Origin of the sequence: Peribacillus sp. NJ4, assembly GCF_030348345.1 — a bacterium.
GTDB lineage: Bacteria > Bacillota > Bacilli > Bacillales > DSM-1321 > Peribacillus.
Genome location: NZ_JAUCFQ010000001.1, coordinates 250,101 through 265,240, shown reverse-complemented (window position 1 = coordinate 265,240; position 15,140 = coordinate 250,101). Strand labels below are relative to the sequence as shown.

The 15,140-nt window shown below is 42.6% G+C and carries 17 protein-coding genes; 5 read left to right on the top strand and 12 right to left on the bottom strand.

Annotated elements, in window-relative coordinates; genetic code table 11:
- Window positions 1–209: 209 nt before the first annotated feature.
- Both speB and speE read right to left on the bottom strand, forming a co-directional pair.
- Complete coding sequence (speB, locus tag QUF94_RS01350) at window positions 210–1,088, bottom strand: agmatinase (protein WP_289314281.1); 879 nt, start codon at window positions 1,086–1,088, stop codon at window positions 210–212.
- Between the two features lie 14 nt (window positions 1,089–1,102).
- Window positions 1,103–1,930: a spermidine synthase gene (speE, locus tag QUF94_RS01345; protein ID WP_053348438.1), complete on the bottom strand. Its 828-nt coding sequence runs from the start codon at window positions 1,928–1,930 to the stop codon at window positions 1,103–1,105.
- Between the two features lie 208 nt (window positions 1,931–2,138).
- On the opposite strand from speE, the gene QUF94_RS01340 reads away from it, so the two are divergent.
- Complete coding sequence (locus tag QUF94_RS01340; protein ID WP_289314280.1) at window positions 2,139–4,208, top strand: transglycosylase domain-containing protein; 2,070 nt, start codon at window positions 2,139–2,141, stop codon at window positions 4,206–4,208.
- 148 nt (window positions 4,209–4,356) lie between these two features.
- On the opposite strand, the gene QUF94_RS01335 is transcribed toward QUF94_RS01340, so the two are convergent.
- Window positions 4,357–4,866, bottom strand: coding sequence for a YwhD family protein (locus tag QUF94_RS01335; protein ID WP_289314279.1), 510 nt, complete (start codon window positions 4,864–4,866; stop codon window positions 4,357–4,359).
- Window positions 4,867–4,904: 38 nt separating this feature from the next.
- A complete protein-coding gene (locus QUF94_RS01330; RefSeq protein ID WP_289314278.1) occupies window positions 4,905–5,579 on the bottom strand; it encodes a site-2 protease family protein in 675 nt (224 codons plus the stop codon).
- A gap of 140 nt (window positions 5,580–5,719) precedes the next feature.
- Here QUF94_RS01330 and QUF94_RS01325 point away from each other — a divergent pair, with 140 nt between their 5' ends.
- Complete coding sequence (locus tag QUF94_RS01325) at window positions 5,720–5,905, top strand: 2-hydroxymuconate tautomerase (protein WP_061465772.1); 186 nt, start codon at window positions 5,720–5,722, stop codon at window positions 5,903–5,905.
- A gap of 29 nt (window positions 5,906–5,934) precedes the next feature.
- On the opposite strand, the gene QUF94_RS01320 is transcribed toward QUF94_RS01325, so the two are convergent.
- The 3 genes from QUF94_RS01320 to QUF94_RS01310 form a co-directional block, all read right to left on the bottom strand.
- Entirely contained in the window at window positions 5,935–6,444 is a 510-nt protein-coding gene (locus QUF94_RS01320) for a YwgA family protein (RefSeq protein WP_289314277.1), read from the bottom strand.
- A gap of 32 nt (window positions 6,445–6,476) precedes the next feature.
- Entirely contained in the window at window positions 6,477–7,784 is a 1,308-nt protein-coding gene (locus QUF94_RS01315; protein ID WP_148358379.1) for an HD domain-containing protein, read from the bottom strand.
- Between the two features lie 236 nt (window positions 7,785–8,020).
- A complete protein-coding gene (locus tag QUF94_RS01310; RefSeq protein WP_048683566.1) occupies window positions 8,021–8,242 on the bottom strand; it encodes a YuzB family protein in 222 nt (73 codons plus the stop codon).
- Window positions 8,243–8,534: 292 nt separating this feature from the next.
- Here QUF94_RS01310 and QUF94_RS01305 point away from each other — a divergent pair, with 292 nt between their 5' ends.
- The gene (locus tag QUF94_RS01305) at window positions 8,535–9,281 is read left to right on the top strand and encodes an RsfA family transcriptional regulator (protein WP_289314276.1); all 747 of its coding nucleotides are present in this window, start codon (window positions 8,535–8,537) and stop codon (window positions 9,279–9,281) included.
- A gap of 245 nt (window positions 9,282–9,526) precedes the next feature.
- On the opposite strand, the gene lipL is transcribed toward QUF94_RS01305, so the two are convergent.
- Window positions 9,527–10,375: an octanoyl-[GcvH]:protein N-octanoyltransferase gene (gene lipL / locus QUF94_RS01300; RefSeq protein ID WP_289314275.1), complete on the bottom strand. Its 849-nt coding sequence runs from the start codon at window positions 10,373–10,375 to the stop codon at window positions 9,527–9,529.
- Between the two features lie 34 nt (window positions 10,376–10,409).
- Window positions 10,410–11,396, bottom strand: coding sequence for a phosphate acetyltransferase (pta, locus tag QUF94_RS01295; protein WP_289318255.1), 987 nt, complete (start codon window positions 11,394–11,396; stop codon window positions 10,410–10,412).
- Window positions 11,397–11,655: 259 nt separating this feature from the next.
- Here pta and hemQ point away from each other — a divergent pair, with 259 nt between their 5' ends.
- Entirely contained in the window at window positions 11,656–12,405 is a 750-nt protein-coding gene (gene hemQ, locus QUF94_RS01290) for a hydrogen peroxide-dependent heme synthase (protein ID WP_289314274.1), read from the top strand.
- 399 nt (window positions 12,406–12,804) lie between these two features.
- Window positions 12,805–13,344 (top strand): spore coat protein GerQ, encoded by a 540-nt coding sequence (gene gerQ / locus QUF94_RS01285; protein WP_289314273.1) that lies wholly within the window; start codon window positions 12,805–12,807, stop codon window positions 13,342–13,344.
- A 107-nt stretch (window positions 13,345–13,451) separates the two neighbouring features.
- Here the strand turns inward: gerQ and QUF94_RS01280 are convergent, their stop codons facing one another.
- The 3 genes from QUF94_RS01280 to QUF94_RS01265 all read right to left on the bottom strand — a co-directional run bounded on the left by QUF94_RS01280 (window position 13,452) and on the right by QUF94_RS01265 (window position 15,054).
- Window positions 13,452–13,820 carry a DUF423 domain-containing protein gene (locus QUF94_RS01280; protein ID WP_289314272.1) on the bottom strand — a complete coding sequence of 123 codons (369 nt, stop codon included), beginning with the start codon at window positions 13,818–13,820 and terminating at the stop codon, window positions 13,452–13,454.
- Between the two features lie 25 nt (window positions 13,821–13,845).
- Window positions 13,846–14,103, bottom strand: coding sequence for a YwdI family protein (locus QUF94_RS01275; RefSeq protein WP_289314271.1), 258 nt, complete (start codon window positions 14,101–14,103; stop codon window positions 13,846–13,848).
- A gap of 270 nt (window positions 14,104–14,373) precedes the next feature.
- Entirely contained in the window at window positions 14,374–15,054 is a 681-nt protein-coding gene (locus QUF94_RS01265; protein ID WP_289314270.1) for a uracil-DNA glycosylase, read from the bottom strand.
- Window positions 15,055–15,140: the final 86 nt, after the last annotated feature.

Here is a 15,140-nt window from a genome sequence, read left to right as displayed (position 1 = left end):
TCAACTTGGAGCGGAAAATAAAATGTAATTCCAAAAAATTGAGGATAAACTGTCGAAATCATCTTGTTGCAATTCATTTGATTTTAACGCAATAATGACTCCATTGGGGTGGAATTAAAAAAGAGTCAATCAGGTGTAAATTCTTTTCAGGGATGGATAAAAAAAGACCATTCCTGCTAAAAAACAGGAACAGTCAAGTCTTCCATCCATTAACCTTTTTGAACCCAACCTAAAATCATTTCGCGAATCAGCTTGCTCGCCGTGTTCGCTGTCTGCTCGGATGGGTCATAAATCGGTGCAACTTCAACTAAATCGCAGCCGACTACATTAATTTCAGATCGGGCTATCTCATGAATCGAAGCTAAAAGCTCTTTTGAAGTGATGCCTCCACAATCTACGGTGCCTGTTCCTGGCGCATGCGCAGGATCAAGAACATCGATGTCGATCGTTACATATACAGGACGGCCTGCTAACTGCGGCAGTACTTCTTTAAGAGGTTCAAGAACTTCAAATTTAGAGATGTGCATGCCGTTTTCTTTTGCCCATTGGAATTCTTCCTTCAAACCGGAACGGATGCCGAAAGAATATACATTTTTCGGACCGATAAGCTCCGCGGATTTGCGGATGATGGAAGCATGGGAAAGTGGTTCTCCCTCATAATCCTCACGTAAATCTGTATGGGCATCCATATGGATGATGGCCATATCGGGATACTTTTTGTACATGGCTTTGATGACAGGCCATGTGACAAGGTGTTCGCCCCCCATCCCCATTGGGAACTTACCTGCATCCAACAAGCTGTCGACAAATTTTTCAATCATATCGATGCTGCGCTGCGGATTTCCAAATGGTAATGGGATATCTCCGGCATCAAAGAATTTAACTTCTTCTAATTCACGATCTAAATATGGGCTGTACTCTTCCAAACCAATCGAAACTTCTCGAATCCGGGTAGGGCCGAAGCGGGAACCAGGACGGAAACTTACGGTCCAGTCCATAGGCATACCGTATAGCACAGCTTCAGATTCGTCAAAAACTGGGTGGCTTTTAATGAATACATTGCCTGAATAGGCTTCATCGAATTTCATGGTCCACGCCTCCCTTATTTCACTAAATCTTGAACGAATTTAGGCAGAACGAAAGCTGCTTTATGAAGTTCTTTTGTATAATATTTCGTTTCGATTTCATGAAAACGGTCTTCCGTCACTTCTAGTGGATTATATTTTTTCGACCCGATCGTAAACGCCCAAAGGCCGCTTGGATACGTCGGGATATTCGCTAAATAAAGGCTAGTGATTGGGAATATTTCTTTTACATCACGTTGTACATCACGAATTAAGTCTGCTTTAAACCAAGGATTGTCTGATTGTGCCACAAAAATCCCATCTTCTTTCAAAGCTTTGGAAATCCCGGCATAAAAACCTTTAGTGAATAAATTGACAGCAGGTCCAACAGGTTCAGTTGAGTCGACCATGATCACGTCATATTCATTTTCACTTTTGGCGATGTGCATGAAGCCATCCCCCACTTGTACGTCTACACGCGGATCTTCAAGCATGCCTGCAATTTCAGGCAAGAATTTCTTTGAGTATTCGATGACTTTCCCATCGATATCCACCAATGTAGCTTTTTTTACGCTTGGATGCTTCAGGATTTCACGGATAACTCCTCCGTCCCCTCCGCCTACAACCAAAACGTTTTCTGGATTAGGATGAGTGAATAAAGGAACATGGGCTACCATTTCATGGTAAACGAATTCATCGCGCTGTGAAGTCATTACCATGTCATCCAACAATAGCATATTGCCCCACTCTTCCGTTTCAATCATATCCAGCTTTTGAAACTCAGTTTGCTCCGTATGTAAAGTACGATTCACTTTCATCGTAATACCAAAATTCTCTGTTTGTTTTTCAGTAAACCAAATGCTCATTTATTAACGCTCCTTTTCCATTTCATATTGTCAGTCACCTAATAGGTTCCCCAAAATCGGTATAGTCATTAGCTAGAAAAATTATAGACGAATCTAGCAGAAATGCAAGATAAATTTCGTAAATGCAGTTCTTATGTTTAAAAATTTCTTTTTTTTCCATAATAGTAATAGATAATAGATTCTTTTTCTGATAAGAGAGGTGAAAGCAATGGAATTGATTCCAAGCGAACGATTTAAAAGGACAACTAAATATGTACGGGCCTTCATTATCCTTGCCACAATCGGGCTCACTATACTCTTTGTATTGCTTCTCTCCTTACTGATTTATGCAAAAATATTAGGTCCGCCTCCTTTGGTCGTGCCGCAGTCCACGCTCTATTATAGTGATAGCGGAAATGTGATTGGGGAAACCGATAATGGCCAGAAACGTTATTGGGCCGGAATGGATTCGATTTCACCACAGCTCATCAAAGCAACTGTCGCTGTTGAGGACCGTCAATTTTACACTCATAATGGATTTGATATAAAACGGATCGGCGGTGCCATCCTTGCGGATATCAAGGCAATGTCCAAAGTCCAGGGTGCAAGCACCATTACCCAGCAGTATGCCAGGAACCTTTTTCTTGGTCATGACAAAACGTGGTCGCGGAAACTCAATGAAGCCTTTTATACGGTACGTTTAGAAATGAACTACTCTAAAAAGGAAATTCTAGAAGGCTATTTAAATACGATTTACTATGGCCATGGCGCATATGGAGCCCAAGCTGCAAGTCAATATTACTTTGGCAAGGATGCCAAGGATTTGACTCTACCTGAAGCGAGCATGCTGGCCGGAATACCAAAAGGTCCGTCAAATTATTCTCCATTGGATAACTTTGAAAAAGCGAAATCAAGGCAGAAAGTTGTCCTGCAAGCCATGAAAAACAAAAGCTACATTTCAGGAAAAAACATCGCGGAAGCGTTGCAAACATCCCTTACATTAAAGGGCGAGCACGGAACGGTCACCAATAAAACCGCTCCTTATTTCCAGGATGCGGTCAAGCAGGCTTTAAAATCACAGCTTCACTTAGATGACCGGACGATCGAGCTGGGCGGACTTAAGGTCTATACCACACTGGATGAAACCCAGCAGGATGTTGCCGAAGAGGTCCTTTCCACTACCATACCCAAGTCTTCAGGGATTCAAGCTTCGATAGTGGCAATGGATCCGGACACCGGGGAAGTCCGTGCACTGGTCGGTGGTAAAGATTATACGGAGTCGCCATTCAATCGAGCTACACAGGCCGTTCGCCAGCCCGGTTCCACGATGAAGCCATTGCTATACTACTCAGCGCTGGAGAATGGTTTCACACCATCTACCACTTTAAAAAGTGAGACCACTACATTTTCTTTCGATGATGGTCACTCGTCATATACACCGCATAATTATAACCATCAATATGCGGAAGGCGAAATAACGATGGCTCAGGCCATTGCTCTTTCCGATAACATCTTCGCCGTAAAAACGCACTTGTTCCTTGGAGAACAGACCCTGGTTGATACGGCGCATCGTTTCGGCATCACGGCGAAAATGGATGCCGTTCCGTCCCTTGCACTTGGTACGTCAGGTGTAAGGGCGATTGAAATGGTAAATGCGTACAGCATTCTGGCTAACGGCGGCAAGAAGGTGGAACCCGTGTTCATCAAAAAGGTGGAAAATCAAAAAGGTGAAGTGATTTTTGATGAAAATAAGAAACCGGAACAGATTTTGGATGAGGATAAGGCATTTGTCATGACTCAGATGCTTACCGGGGTTTTCGATGAAACCTTAAATGGCTATACGAAAGTGACCGGCAGCACCATCAGCTCCCAGCTGACTCGCCCATATGCCGGCAAATCAGGTTCCACCCCGACGGATAGCTGGATGATTGGTTACACACCGGAGCTTGTAGCTGGAGTATGGACTGGATATGATCAAGGCAAAAAGATCGAGACCCCTGCTGAAAAAGGCTATGCAAAGAAAATCTGGGCTTCTTATATGGAAAAGGGCCTACAAGGTAAACCAGCAAAATCGTTTAAGGAAACGGAAAACGTAATCGGGGTAAACGTAAATCCCGTCAGTGGAAAATTGGCAACAAAGGATTGTCCTGCCTCAAGACTGACTTATTATGTTAAAGGCTCCGAACCTGTCGAATACTGTGCCGAGCACTTTAAGGGTGAAAGCCCGAAACATGCCCCAAAAGAAGAAGAGCAAAAGAAGGCACCGTGGTACAAAAAAGTCTTAAAACCATGGGGATAACGAAAAACCCCGAAGCCGGTAGCGGCTTCGGGGTTTTTCTGTCCTAGTTCCACAGTGTCTAAACTGCTGTCTTTAAGTTTACTTATTTTATCCGTTTCCTACAAGTGAATTTTTCACTAAACCTAACATTTCATCGATTAAATCAGATTCAAACCGTCAATGACTCCTTGAGCAGTGCAGAAGAGCGCTCCCACATTCCTGCATCATGGTTTTTCAGGAAGTCTGCAAGTATACGTTTGGATTTATCATCCATGTCCTCGACGATGATTTGCCGTTTCAGTGATTTATCCATCCGGTTAACATGCTCCGGAAGCGATTTATAACCGCGTCTAATTGAGCGGTCGACCGTCATTTCACAAGCTGTCACACCTGCATAGTGCGGACCATTTTGAGTGGCTTCAATGGTCACCCAAACAAGCCAGTAAGGTTTGGCATTCGGTACCTCTTCTTTAGTCTTTAAAAATTTAATTCCTTTTTCCACTGCACTCCTTGCATGCATCGCGCCGATATCGACCTCGGCTTCACCTGCATCCACATCGATTATGACCGGAGAAATATTATCGAGCGTTAAAACCCCCGCTCCATATCCGCCATGTCCTTCTGTAGGGTCATTTTTTATAATATTGAAGCCTACTTTTTTCTTTGGTTGTTCTTCCATGTTTATTTCCCCCTTTATGGTTTGTCATTTCCTATCGTTTAAAAAAGCAAAAGTGTAAAGAACCGACTCAGGACGTCGCCTACCAATGGTACAACATTGTTCAAAATCGGGCCAATTGTATACTTGCTCAGCGGTGTGATGATCAGAATCAAAAAAATCAGTGAGCCATATTGTTCATACTGGGTCATTTTTGCCCGCAAGTCAGCTGAAACCAGATCCTGTACGATCCTATAACCATCGAGCGGCGGCAGCGGTAACAGATTAAATACAAACAAAAGGATATTTAAGTTGATGAGCACCTCGAAGAATGGCTGAACGAAGAACGGTAAATCAGGTCCAACGCCTGCCGCCAGCAACCCGTAAAAAATCAAATACCCCAAAATTGCAACAAGCAAATTACTAAACGGACCGGCAAAAGAGACAAGCACCCCTGCCAATTTTGGATTCTTGAAATGAAAGCGATTAACCGGTACAGGTCTCGCCCAACCAAATCCGGCTATTAATATCAACAGAGTTCCGATCGGATCCAAATGAGAAATCGGATTCAATGTGACTCTTCCTTCATTCTTTGCAGTCGGGTCACCGAACTTATAGGCCACATAAGCATGGGAAAATTCATGAACCGTAAATGCGATTAACAGTGACACAATGACATATGGAAGCTTTTCCAAAGGATAAACCAAAAACCGTTCTATTTGCTCCAAGAATTGCATCGATAGCTTCTCCCCCAATATTTATTACCGTTAGTATACATCAAAAGAGCAAGAAGTGAAAAAACTCTGACTTCCGTGTCTTGCAATTCTTTTTCCATTGTGAAACACTACAAGATAAGAGAGGAAGGGGGGAAAAATAGATGCCATATGTAACAGTCAAAATGCTTGAAGGTCGTACAGACGAACAAAAAAAGGCTTTAGTCGAAAAGGTGACTGCAGCCGTTACGGAAACAACTGGAGCACCAGCTGAAGCCGTGACGATTTTCATTGAAGAAATGTCAAAAAATCACTTGGCAGTAGCCGGTGTCCGTAAAAGCGATCAATAAGATTTACATAATCGGGAAAAGCTAAGCCATCAATTCGGCTTAGCTTTTGTTTTTAACTGCTCAATATATTCATATGCCTCATCAATTTCTTCAAGCGTATATTTTTGTTTGCTTTTCAGCGTGAAAATTTTCTCGGTGACTTCCTCTGTTTCAAGCGTGTCAAAGTATAACACCGTTGAAACAAGCTCCAAAAACCGGGCATTCTGTTCGTTCATATCCAGTAAGCATGCCTCAAGAGCAGGCATCTCCACTTCCTGGATGGATAGGAAATCCTGGCCGGCGTCCGTAATTGAATAACAATATTGATAATACCCTGCTTTTTTTTCCCTTACTTCATTCAAGTAACCCATTTCGCAGAGCTCTTCAATCCGTAAGGTCAACTCCTCCGAATATGGTCCGTAAAAGTGAAACTGAAACTTTTCATGAAATGGGAAGGACAGCTTCTTCGCGATATAAACGATTTTTTGTAATTTTTTCCGACCCGAGATTTCACCGGCAGTAGAAATTGCATTAATAATGTTTGCATGATCCTTAAACAAGGCTCGTCACTCCTCACCAAAAATGTACCACTTTAATCCGATAGCTCCAAAAGCTTACGAATCTGTTTTTTTATATTTTTCTTCGTAGATTCATCACGCAATAAATCTGCTGGATAATACAACTTATGATCCGTTCTTCTTTTCCCTGAAATTGCATCGACAATTTCGGATTCACGCGATAATTCCCGAATTTCGCCATTATTTTTCAGCAAGTGAATCGGCAGTCTCTCCTCTTCCTCACCTGGCCGGTAAAAATCATACGGCAGATCTGATGAAGAATCGACGACGAGATAATAATCCGGATCGATGCCCGCCTTCTTGAATAAAGTCCTTAATTCCATCAATCTGTTCATTTGACTGTTCGATGGATGGAATTCCACATATTTAAATAGTTTACGGTTAACGAAGCGAGTGCATAAATCTTTTAAAATCGCATCATTTTCCTCTTCCCATGCTTCGAAATAATAGAGCATCACCGCTTCATCCATTTTCAAATAGTCCGTTAAAGTCACTTCTCCCTTGAACAATGAATAAAAATGGTGCGGTTCTTGAGCAAACTCATAACCGGATTCATATAAATGTTTCGCCCTATGTAGAATCTTGGTAAGTATGACCTCCGCACTTCTCGTAACTGGATGGAAATAAACCTGCCAATACATTTGGTAGCGACTCATGATATAATCCTCAACCGCATGCATCCCGCTTTGTTTTATGACGGCATGTTCTTCCCTGGGCCTCATTACACGCAAAAGCCTTTCCATATCGAAATGTCCATAACTCACTCCAGTGAAGTAAGCATCACGCTGTAAATAGTCCATTCTATCAGCATCGATCTGACTTGAAATCAGGCTGACTACTAATTTGCCTTTATAGGTTTTCGCTATGACTTCTGCCACTTTTTTTGGGAAATCACGCCCTACTCGAAGGAGGATCTTATTCACTTCCGTATCGCCGACGATTATCTGCTGCGTGAATTGCTCATGATCCAGGTCAAACACCTTTTCAAAAGAATGAGAGAAAGGACCATGACCCAAATCATGCAGAAGGGCTGCACATAGGGATAGTAACCGTTCCTCAGGTTTCCACTCCGGTCTGCCCTCGAAAACATCATCGACGATTCTCCGAACTATCTCATATACTCCAAGCGAATGGCTAAGCCGACTATGTTCCGCACCATGAAAGGTTAAATAAGTCGTTCCCAGCTGTTTGATCCTTCGAAGACGCTGGAATTCCTTCGTCCCTATTAAATCCCATATAACCCGGTCACGAACATGTATATATCGGTGCACCGGGTCCTTGAATACTTTTTCTTCTTGTAATTTTTCGCCGGAATATTCCATGAACTACCCTCTTTTTCATAATCTCGATGCACTCATTATAGCGTGTTTTGACAAAAAACCCTAACTTTCCCCTTTCTAGTAAGAGGGGTCATTTTGTAAGAAAACGGAAGTTCCCGTCGGTTTAGTCTCGAAAATAAGGAAATAAAAAATCACCGCAGTTTGTCGAATCTGGGTGATGAACAGCATGTTCCATTTATCAAAAGCAAACAATCCACTCCAACTATATCTCATGGATCCTACTTTAGTTTTTTATTGATTTTATCTAGTAACTCGTCTTCTGTCGGTGCAGCAACTGGACGGTTATTGACGAAGGCAAATGACTTCTTTCTGCCAGGACCGCAATAGGATTGACAGCCCACTTCAATTTTCGCGTCGGGATCAAGCTTTTCAAGACGGGGGATTAATGTTTTGATGTTTACCGCCAAGCAGTCATCGCACACTCTGAATTCATTGGACATCCTCCGGTCACCATCCTTTCCATGACAAACTATTTTTCTTTCCATTTATATGACTAAAAGGTATTTTACCGTTTCTACTTATGAATATCAAGAGGGCTGGATGATGCGAAAAGGAAAGGGCTGCCGCTAGCAAATGATGTAATTAATCAAAAAACTAGTATCCTTTCAACCTTTTTGTATAAAAAATCCAAATTTTGTCCAAAATGCTAGTAGAACACTCCATAAATCACTGCCACACGATATTTTATATAGTTATTTATTTTAAAAGTTACCAGAAAGGGAGTATGTAGAAATGAAGGTTCGTCAAGACGCCTGGACAGAAGAAGATGATTTGCTTTTGGCAGAAACAGTATTGCGCCATGTGCGGGAAGGCAGCACTCAGCTAAATGCATTTGAAGAGGTAGGAGATAAGTTGAATCGCACCTCTGCCGCATGCGGATTCCGCTGGAATGCAGTTGTCCGCCATAATTATGATAAAGCGCTATCCCTTGCCAAGAAACAGCGTAAGCAACGGCAAAGGATTCTTGGAAAAGATCAAGGAGGGAAAAAACGGCTTCTTTATACACCGCCGTCCCCAACGATTTCGGACATAATGGTTTCTCAAGTACAAGAAGAGGAACTAGAGTTGCAATCCGAAGTCGATACCACCAATTATGAAGCAGCAGAAGAATTCGTTGTGGCTGAAGCTCTCGCTCCTAAGCCACAGCACACTCCAGTAACTTTGGAAAAAGCCATGAACCTTGATACCGTCATCGCGTATTTGGAATCTATGAATGGCCGTATGCTTCAAGCCGAAGTATTAAAAACCGAAAATGAAAGATTGAAGCTCGAAATTAAAGGACTGAAAAAGCGAAACGAAGATTTGGAGAATAAAATCAGCCACTTAGAACAAAACAGCGGCTTGATGCAGGAAGATTATGAAACTTTGATGAATATCATGAACCGAGCAAGAAAGCTGGTCTTGTTAGAAGAAGAGGAACGTCCGGCAACTAAGTTCAAGATGGACCGGAATGGAAATTTGGAAAAAATGGCTGAGTAATTTGATAATGTGGGGTTCAGTTACATAGATCAACCACATGCTAAAGGCCATTCACCCATGTTTATCCGAAAAAGGGAGCCAACAAGGCTCTTTTTTTCATGGCCAAGAAATAAGGATAAAATCGTCCAAGGACGTTCGGTACACCTCTGCTGCCTATCATACAGTCCCTTTTACAGTTTCAGTGAATGCTAAAGTCGTATTACATCCAAAAGGCCGTCCCTGACACAGGAACAGCCTTTTGCATATCAATCCTTTATTGAATCGAATACTTTATCATTGCGTTCGACCACTCTTGTCAAGTATGCCTCATATAACGGCCATTCCTGAACAGAAAGAGTGTCAGAGAATATCCTCCCGCTATGTTCCTTCAAGACATGAAGGAATCTGAGCATCACATCCTGAACACTCAATTGCACGCCCAACAATTCTGTAAGGGATGCCATTACCGAAGGGACGATATCAGGATAAACGAATTTGGTTTCTGCATTTCCTTTAGCTGCATCATAAAAACCCTTAACGAGACTGGCACGTTCAGCCCCGCTTCCATTGACACACAAATAGATTTGCACCGCTACGCCATTACGAATCCTGCGTTGGGATATACCCGCAAACTTCTGCCCATTTATACTTAAATCATAACTTCCAGGACAATAGGAACCGACGATTTCCCTTGCCTCCATCGTGACTAGGAAATCGGAAAACATCAATTGGACAAGCTCCCACATCGCATCATATCCACGATTGATTTCAATTTTTCGCTCATTTTCAGGAAAAATGAGCGAAAAATTCAGGACCCCCTCATCCAGCACGACTGCCAGCCCTCCGGAATTCCTTACAATGGCCTGATGATCATGTTCTTTTAAATGATCCAAGCCCTTTTTAAGAAAGGGCAACTTCGTATCCTGTATACCCAGGACGATGGTTCGATGGTGTACCCACGCTCTTGCTACGGCTGCTGATTGACCTGACCCTACGGAAGAGCAAAATGTATCATCCATCGCAAAGGACTCTAGAGCAGGAAACTGAGGTCCAACGGAGGATTGATCAATAACCCGCCACTCTTGCTGCATTAATAATGAATCTGTTTCACTCATACGAATCTCCCTCTACTTTTTATCCTCAAGCGGCCTATTGATACTGCGCCACAATCCCCTGTGCCGCTGTAATGACTGCCAGCTTATATACATCCTCTTCACTGCATCCCCTCGAAAGGTCATTTACAGGACGGTTCAGCCCCTGAAGGATCGGACCGACCGCTTCGAAGCCACCCAAGCGCTGTACCATCTTGTAGCTAATGTTCCCTGCTTCGAGACTTGGGAAAATAAAAACATTCGCATCCCCTTGAATAAGGGAATCCGGTGCTTTTTTTCTTGCTACCGAAGGAACAAAAGCCGCGTCAAACTGAAATTCCCCATCCAATATGATTTCAGGATCCATTTCTTTTGCCAATTCGACGGCATCGACTACTTTTAGCGTCTCGGGGGATTTTGCCGACCCCTTCGTAGAAAAGCTCAGCATAGCCACACGCGGTTCGATATCGAACATTAGTGCAGTCTTCGCACTCTCGATTGCGATTTCGGCCAGGTCCTGGGAATCAGGGTTTATATTTATCGCACAATCCGCGAAGACATATTTTTCTTCTTCCCGGACCATGATGAATACACCCGATGTTTTTTGGACGCCTGGCTTTGTCTTGATGATCCTTAGGGCGGGACGAACCGTATCGGCAGTCGAATGCGTTGCACCACTCACCATTCCATGTGCCAGTTTCATATGGACGAGCATGGTTCCAAAATAGTTCTCATCCTTTAAGATTTCACGTGCTTGTACATCAGTCTCTTTACCTTCACGGACCTTCACAAACGCTTCAACCATTTCATCCATCATGATATAATTCCTCGGATCATATATTTCGATTGCATCAAGGGAGATTTTCAAATCCTTTGCCTTCTCTTGAATCAACCCGATATCCCCAATCAATACAGGTGTCACCAGTTTAGCTTTGGCAAGCCTGCCTGCCGCTCCCAAAATCCGTTCATCCAACCCTTCTGGAAAAACGATCTTTAAATTATGCCCCATAACTTTCGATTCCAATATTTCAAATAAATCACTCACTGGCTCTTCCTCCTTTTTTAGATACGTTTCCCCTGTTTTTCCTATATTTAACCATTCGGCAAGAATTCCATAGTCGTCTTCTTTTAAGAATACTCTAGCAGCTAGGTAAATTCCAGCCACTTTGGTCACCAACCATTCCGTAAATTTGAAATTTGTTTGAACACCGAAAAACAGTGATGGTGTTTGCGGGTTGATATAAATTTCCTTATACTGAAACTATGATATATTAAAGTTATAATAAGACTTAGGAGTGATCGTAATGAGTGAAGCAGCACAAACACTGGATGGCTGGTATTGTTTACATGACTTCCGTCTGATCGACTGGGCTTCTTGGAAAACGTTATCAAGTGACGAACGCCAATTGGCCATCTCAGAATTCCAAGGTTTACTGGATAAATGGAATATGACACAAAGCGACAATGAAGGCAGCCATGCCCTATATTCCATCGTTGGTCAAAAAGCGGACTTCATGCTAATGTTTGCCCGCCCAACCATGGAAGAATTGAATGTAATTGAAAACGAATTCAACAAAACGAAGCTTGCCGAGTATACAATTCCCGCTTATTCATACGTTTCCGTCGTGGAATTAAGCAATTACTTGGCAGGTGGAGATGGTGAGGACCCTTATCAGAACCCTCATGTTCGTTCTAGACTTTATCCGATACTTCCAAAAGCGAAACATGTATGCTTCTATCCAATGGACAAGCGTCGTGATGGAGATGATAACTGGTATATGCTTTCCATGGAAGAACGCAAAGGCTTAATGCGTTCCCACGGCTTGATTGGCCGCAGTTATGCCGGTAAAGTAAAACAAATCATTTCCGGTTCTGTCGGTTTTGACGATTATGAATGGGGCGTTACACTATTCGCGGATGATGTCCTTCAATTTAAAAAATTGATCTATGAAATGCGTTTTGATGAAGTGAGTGCACGTTACGCTGCATTTGGTTCTTTCTTTGTAGGCAATATCCTGCCGGAAGAAAACGTAACTTCTTTCTTATACGTATAAGACGATTAGCTTCCGGTTTCCGGAAGCTTTTTCTTTTCGCGTCCCCTCCTTTTTATTTTTCCCCTTCTGTGGAATAAAACCAATGCACATCCCATACATTTTCAATAGTGATGAATTTATTTTTTCACAGTCCCATTCAGCCTCAGGAAAATTAACAAGGCAATTCCTGACTTCAGCGAGGTGAAGGAATGTTACATCCATTCATTAGCCGAAAAGATGGTACGACTTAAATCATGAACGGCAACCGTTACGTATCGCTCAAATTCATTGTGGTTTTTTAAGCCACCCGGGGATTTTCCAGAACTACCGGTCGCTATAAATCGCACTGTTTATACCAGGCCACACTCTCGGATTGTCCAAATTCCACAAAATCAAATAAACCTTTTAGGAGGGAATGCAATGTCACAAAATAATCCTTATGGTAATTACCCGTACGGAGGAAGCCCCTATTACCCCTATGATAATAATGAGTCTGATCCGCGGCAGCAGACTCCTTACCAGCAACAGGGTTATCCGCAGCAAGCATACCAACAGGCACAAATGCCCACTACTGGAGGCACACAACAACAAGTGCCCATGACGATGAATGGAGGCACGCAACAACAAGTGCCCATGGCGATGACCGGAGGCCCTTCCGGACCACAGATACCTGGCATGCTACCGGTCGAAGCGTCGTACATCGAGAACATATTGCGTTTGAATAAAGGGAAATTAGCCACTGTTTATACTACGTTTGAAAACAACACGGAATGGAATGCAATGATCTTCAAAGGAATCATCGAGGCTGCAGGACGCGATCATTTGATCATAAGCGACCCTCAAACGGGAAAACGATACTTAATTCCGATGGTATACTTAGATTATGTAACGTTTGATGAGGAAATCGAATATGACTATCCATTTGGAGGCGCTGGGCTTGCCACCTATCCGCCAAGGTGAAGAAACTTCCATAAAGAAGAGCCTCAGAATCTATTTGATTTTGAGGCTCTTCTTTATGGGGGATGACTTTTCTAATTAAGCTGACCTAAGAAGATCAGCTGTCTTCATTACAAGTATTTATATGCAGCAATGATCATTAGGACCCAAGCAACCAAGAATGAGACTCCGCCAAGCGGTGTGATTGCTCCCAGGACCTTGATTTGCGTAACGCTAAGAACGAATAGACTACCGGAAAACAGGATGATTCCTATTAGCATTAGACAGCCGGACCAGTTGATTAGCGGACTTGAAATCTTCCCAGCCAATAAACCAAGCACTAATAAACCCACCGCATGGAACATTTGATATTGAACAGCGGTTTGCCATGTTTCTAAATATTTATCAGGAATTTTCCCTTCCAGTCCGTGTGCACCGAATGCACCTAGTGCTACAGCAATAAACCCATTCAATGCACCTAAAATGATGAACAGTTTCACTATGATTTCGCTCCCCTACTCTAATTTAAAAATCGAACAAGGACTCCCCATTTGCTTCTTCCATTTTAACCGGTTCTACATTCGATGTAGCCGACATAACGGGCTGGCTCAATGTGATTGGCTTCGGAATGCTGATGTTCCCAGCCTTTTCATCAACCATTACTTCACATAAGGATTTAATGGCAATTACATACCCCTGCACCTTATCCTCTGAATTTACCTGTTTCGCTTTCAAAACAAGCTCTTCGATTTTATCTAACATTTGTCTTGATGAAATATCCACCTTTACCACCTCGTCTATATACAGGTCAAAACTTTCATAACTAGCATAGCAAAAATCAGAGAAGAAAACACCTTGCATATTCCCTACTTTTTAATTTGCTTGGATTGAAATTTCAAGCATGGCTGTCCTGAAGAACGAAAGACATCAAGAGAGGGCAGATTTGATGTTTTGAATTGAAAAGCACGGCAGCCCTTTGGAAACCTGGGATCCCAAGTTATATAGAAATGACAGCACGCCATACAATTCACCCGTTCCTTTTTCTTGCCCATATCATCGCTTCGAGATTTTCCAATCAATTGGGGATTCCCCCATTTCCATCAGCAACTGATTTGTTTTGGAAAAAGGTTTGCTGCCAAAGAAACCACGGGAGGCAGACAGCGGACTAGGATGGACGGACTTAATGATTCTATGACGGGTTTCATCAATTAAAGGGATTTTGGATTGAGCAGGTTTCCCCCACAGGATGAATACAACCGGTTTCGGACGTTCATTCAATAGGCGAATAACTTGATTCGTAAAGTTTTCCCATCCTTTTCCTCGGTGTGAATGAGCCTCTCCCTCGCGGACAGTCAAGACTGTGTTCAATAGAAGCACCCCCTGTTCCGCCCATTCAACAAGGTAACCATTATCAGGAACCTCATAGCCTAGATCAGTGTGTAACTCTTTAAAGATATTTCTTAAAGAAGGCGGGATGCGAACCCCCGGCTTAACTGAAAAACTAAGGCCATGCGCTTGATCCGGGCCATGATAAGGGTCCTGTCCAAGGATGACAACCTTTACGTCTTCATAAGAGGTAAAGTGAAGCGCATTGAAGATATCATCTTGATCCGGGTGAATGACTTGCTGACTGTACTCCTGCTTTATAAATTCCCTTAGCTCCTGGTAATATGTTTTTTTGAATTCCTCTTCCAATAGAGGCCACCAATCATTTGTTAATAACTGCTTTTCCATGTGCCACAGCCCCTTTCAACCTTTTGAAACTATATTATATCAAACTAATCGCCTTACCTTTTTCCATAGATTAAGATTTATGTTTC

Excerpts from the sequence above, each read along its gene's own strand:
- speB (WP_289314281.1), bottom strand. The coding sequence starts at position 1,088 with ATGAAATTCGATGAAGCCTATTCAGGCAATGTATTCATTAAAAGCCAC.
- speE (WP_053348438.1), bottom strand. The coding sequence starts at position 1,930 with ATGAGCATTTGGTTTACTGAAAAACAAACAGAGAATTTTGGTATTACG.
- QUF94_RS01340 (WP_289314280.1), top strand. The coding sequence starts at position 2,139 with ATGGAATTGATTCCAAGCGAACGATTTAAAAGGACAACTAAATATGTA.
- QUF94_RS01335 (WP_289314279.1), bottom strand. The coding sequence starts at position 4,866 with ATGGAAGAACAACCAAAGAAAAAAGTAGGCTTCAATATTATAAAAAAT.
- QUF94_RS01330 (WP_289314278.1), bottom strand. The coding sequence starts at position 5,579 with ATGCAATTCTTGGAGCAAATAGAACGGTTTTTGGTTTATCCTTTGGAA.
- QUF94_RS01325 (WP_061465772.1), top strand. The coding sequence starts at position 5,720 with ATGCCATATGTAACAGTCAAAATGCTTGAAGGTCGTACAGACGAACAA.
- QUF94_RS01315 (WP_148358379.1), bottom strand. The coding sequence starts at position 7,784 with ATGGAATATTCCGGCGAAAAATTACAAGAAGAAAAAGTATTCAAGGAC.
- QUF94_RS01310 (WP_048683566.1), bottom strand. The coding sequence starts at position 8,242 with ATGTCCAATGAATTCAGAGTGTGCGATGACTGCTTGGCGGTAAACATC.
- QUF94_RS01305 (WP_289314276.1), top strand. The coding sequence starts at position 8,535 with ATGAAGGTTCGTCAAGACGCCTGGACAGAAGAAGATGATTTGCTTTTG.
- lipL (WP_289314275.1), bottom strand. The coding sequence starts at position 10,375 with ATGAGTGAAACAGATTCATTATTAATGCAGCAAGAGTGGCGGGTTATT.
- hemQ (WP_289314274.1), top strand. The coding sequence starts at position 11,656 with ATGAGTGAAGCAGCACAAACACTGGATGGCTGGTATTGTTTACATGAC.
- gerQ (WP_289314273.1), top strand. The coding sequence starts at position 12,805 with ATGTCACAAAATAATCCTTATGGTAATTACCCGTACGGAGGAAGCCCC.
- QUF94_RS01265 (WP_289314270.1), bottom strand. The coding sequence starts at position 15,054 with ATGGAAAAGCAGTTATTAACAAATGATTGGTGGCCTCTATTGGAAGAG.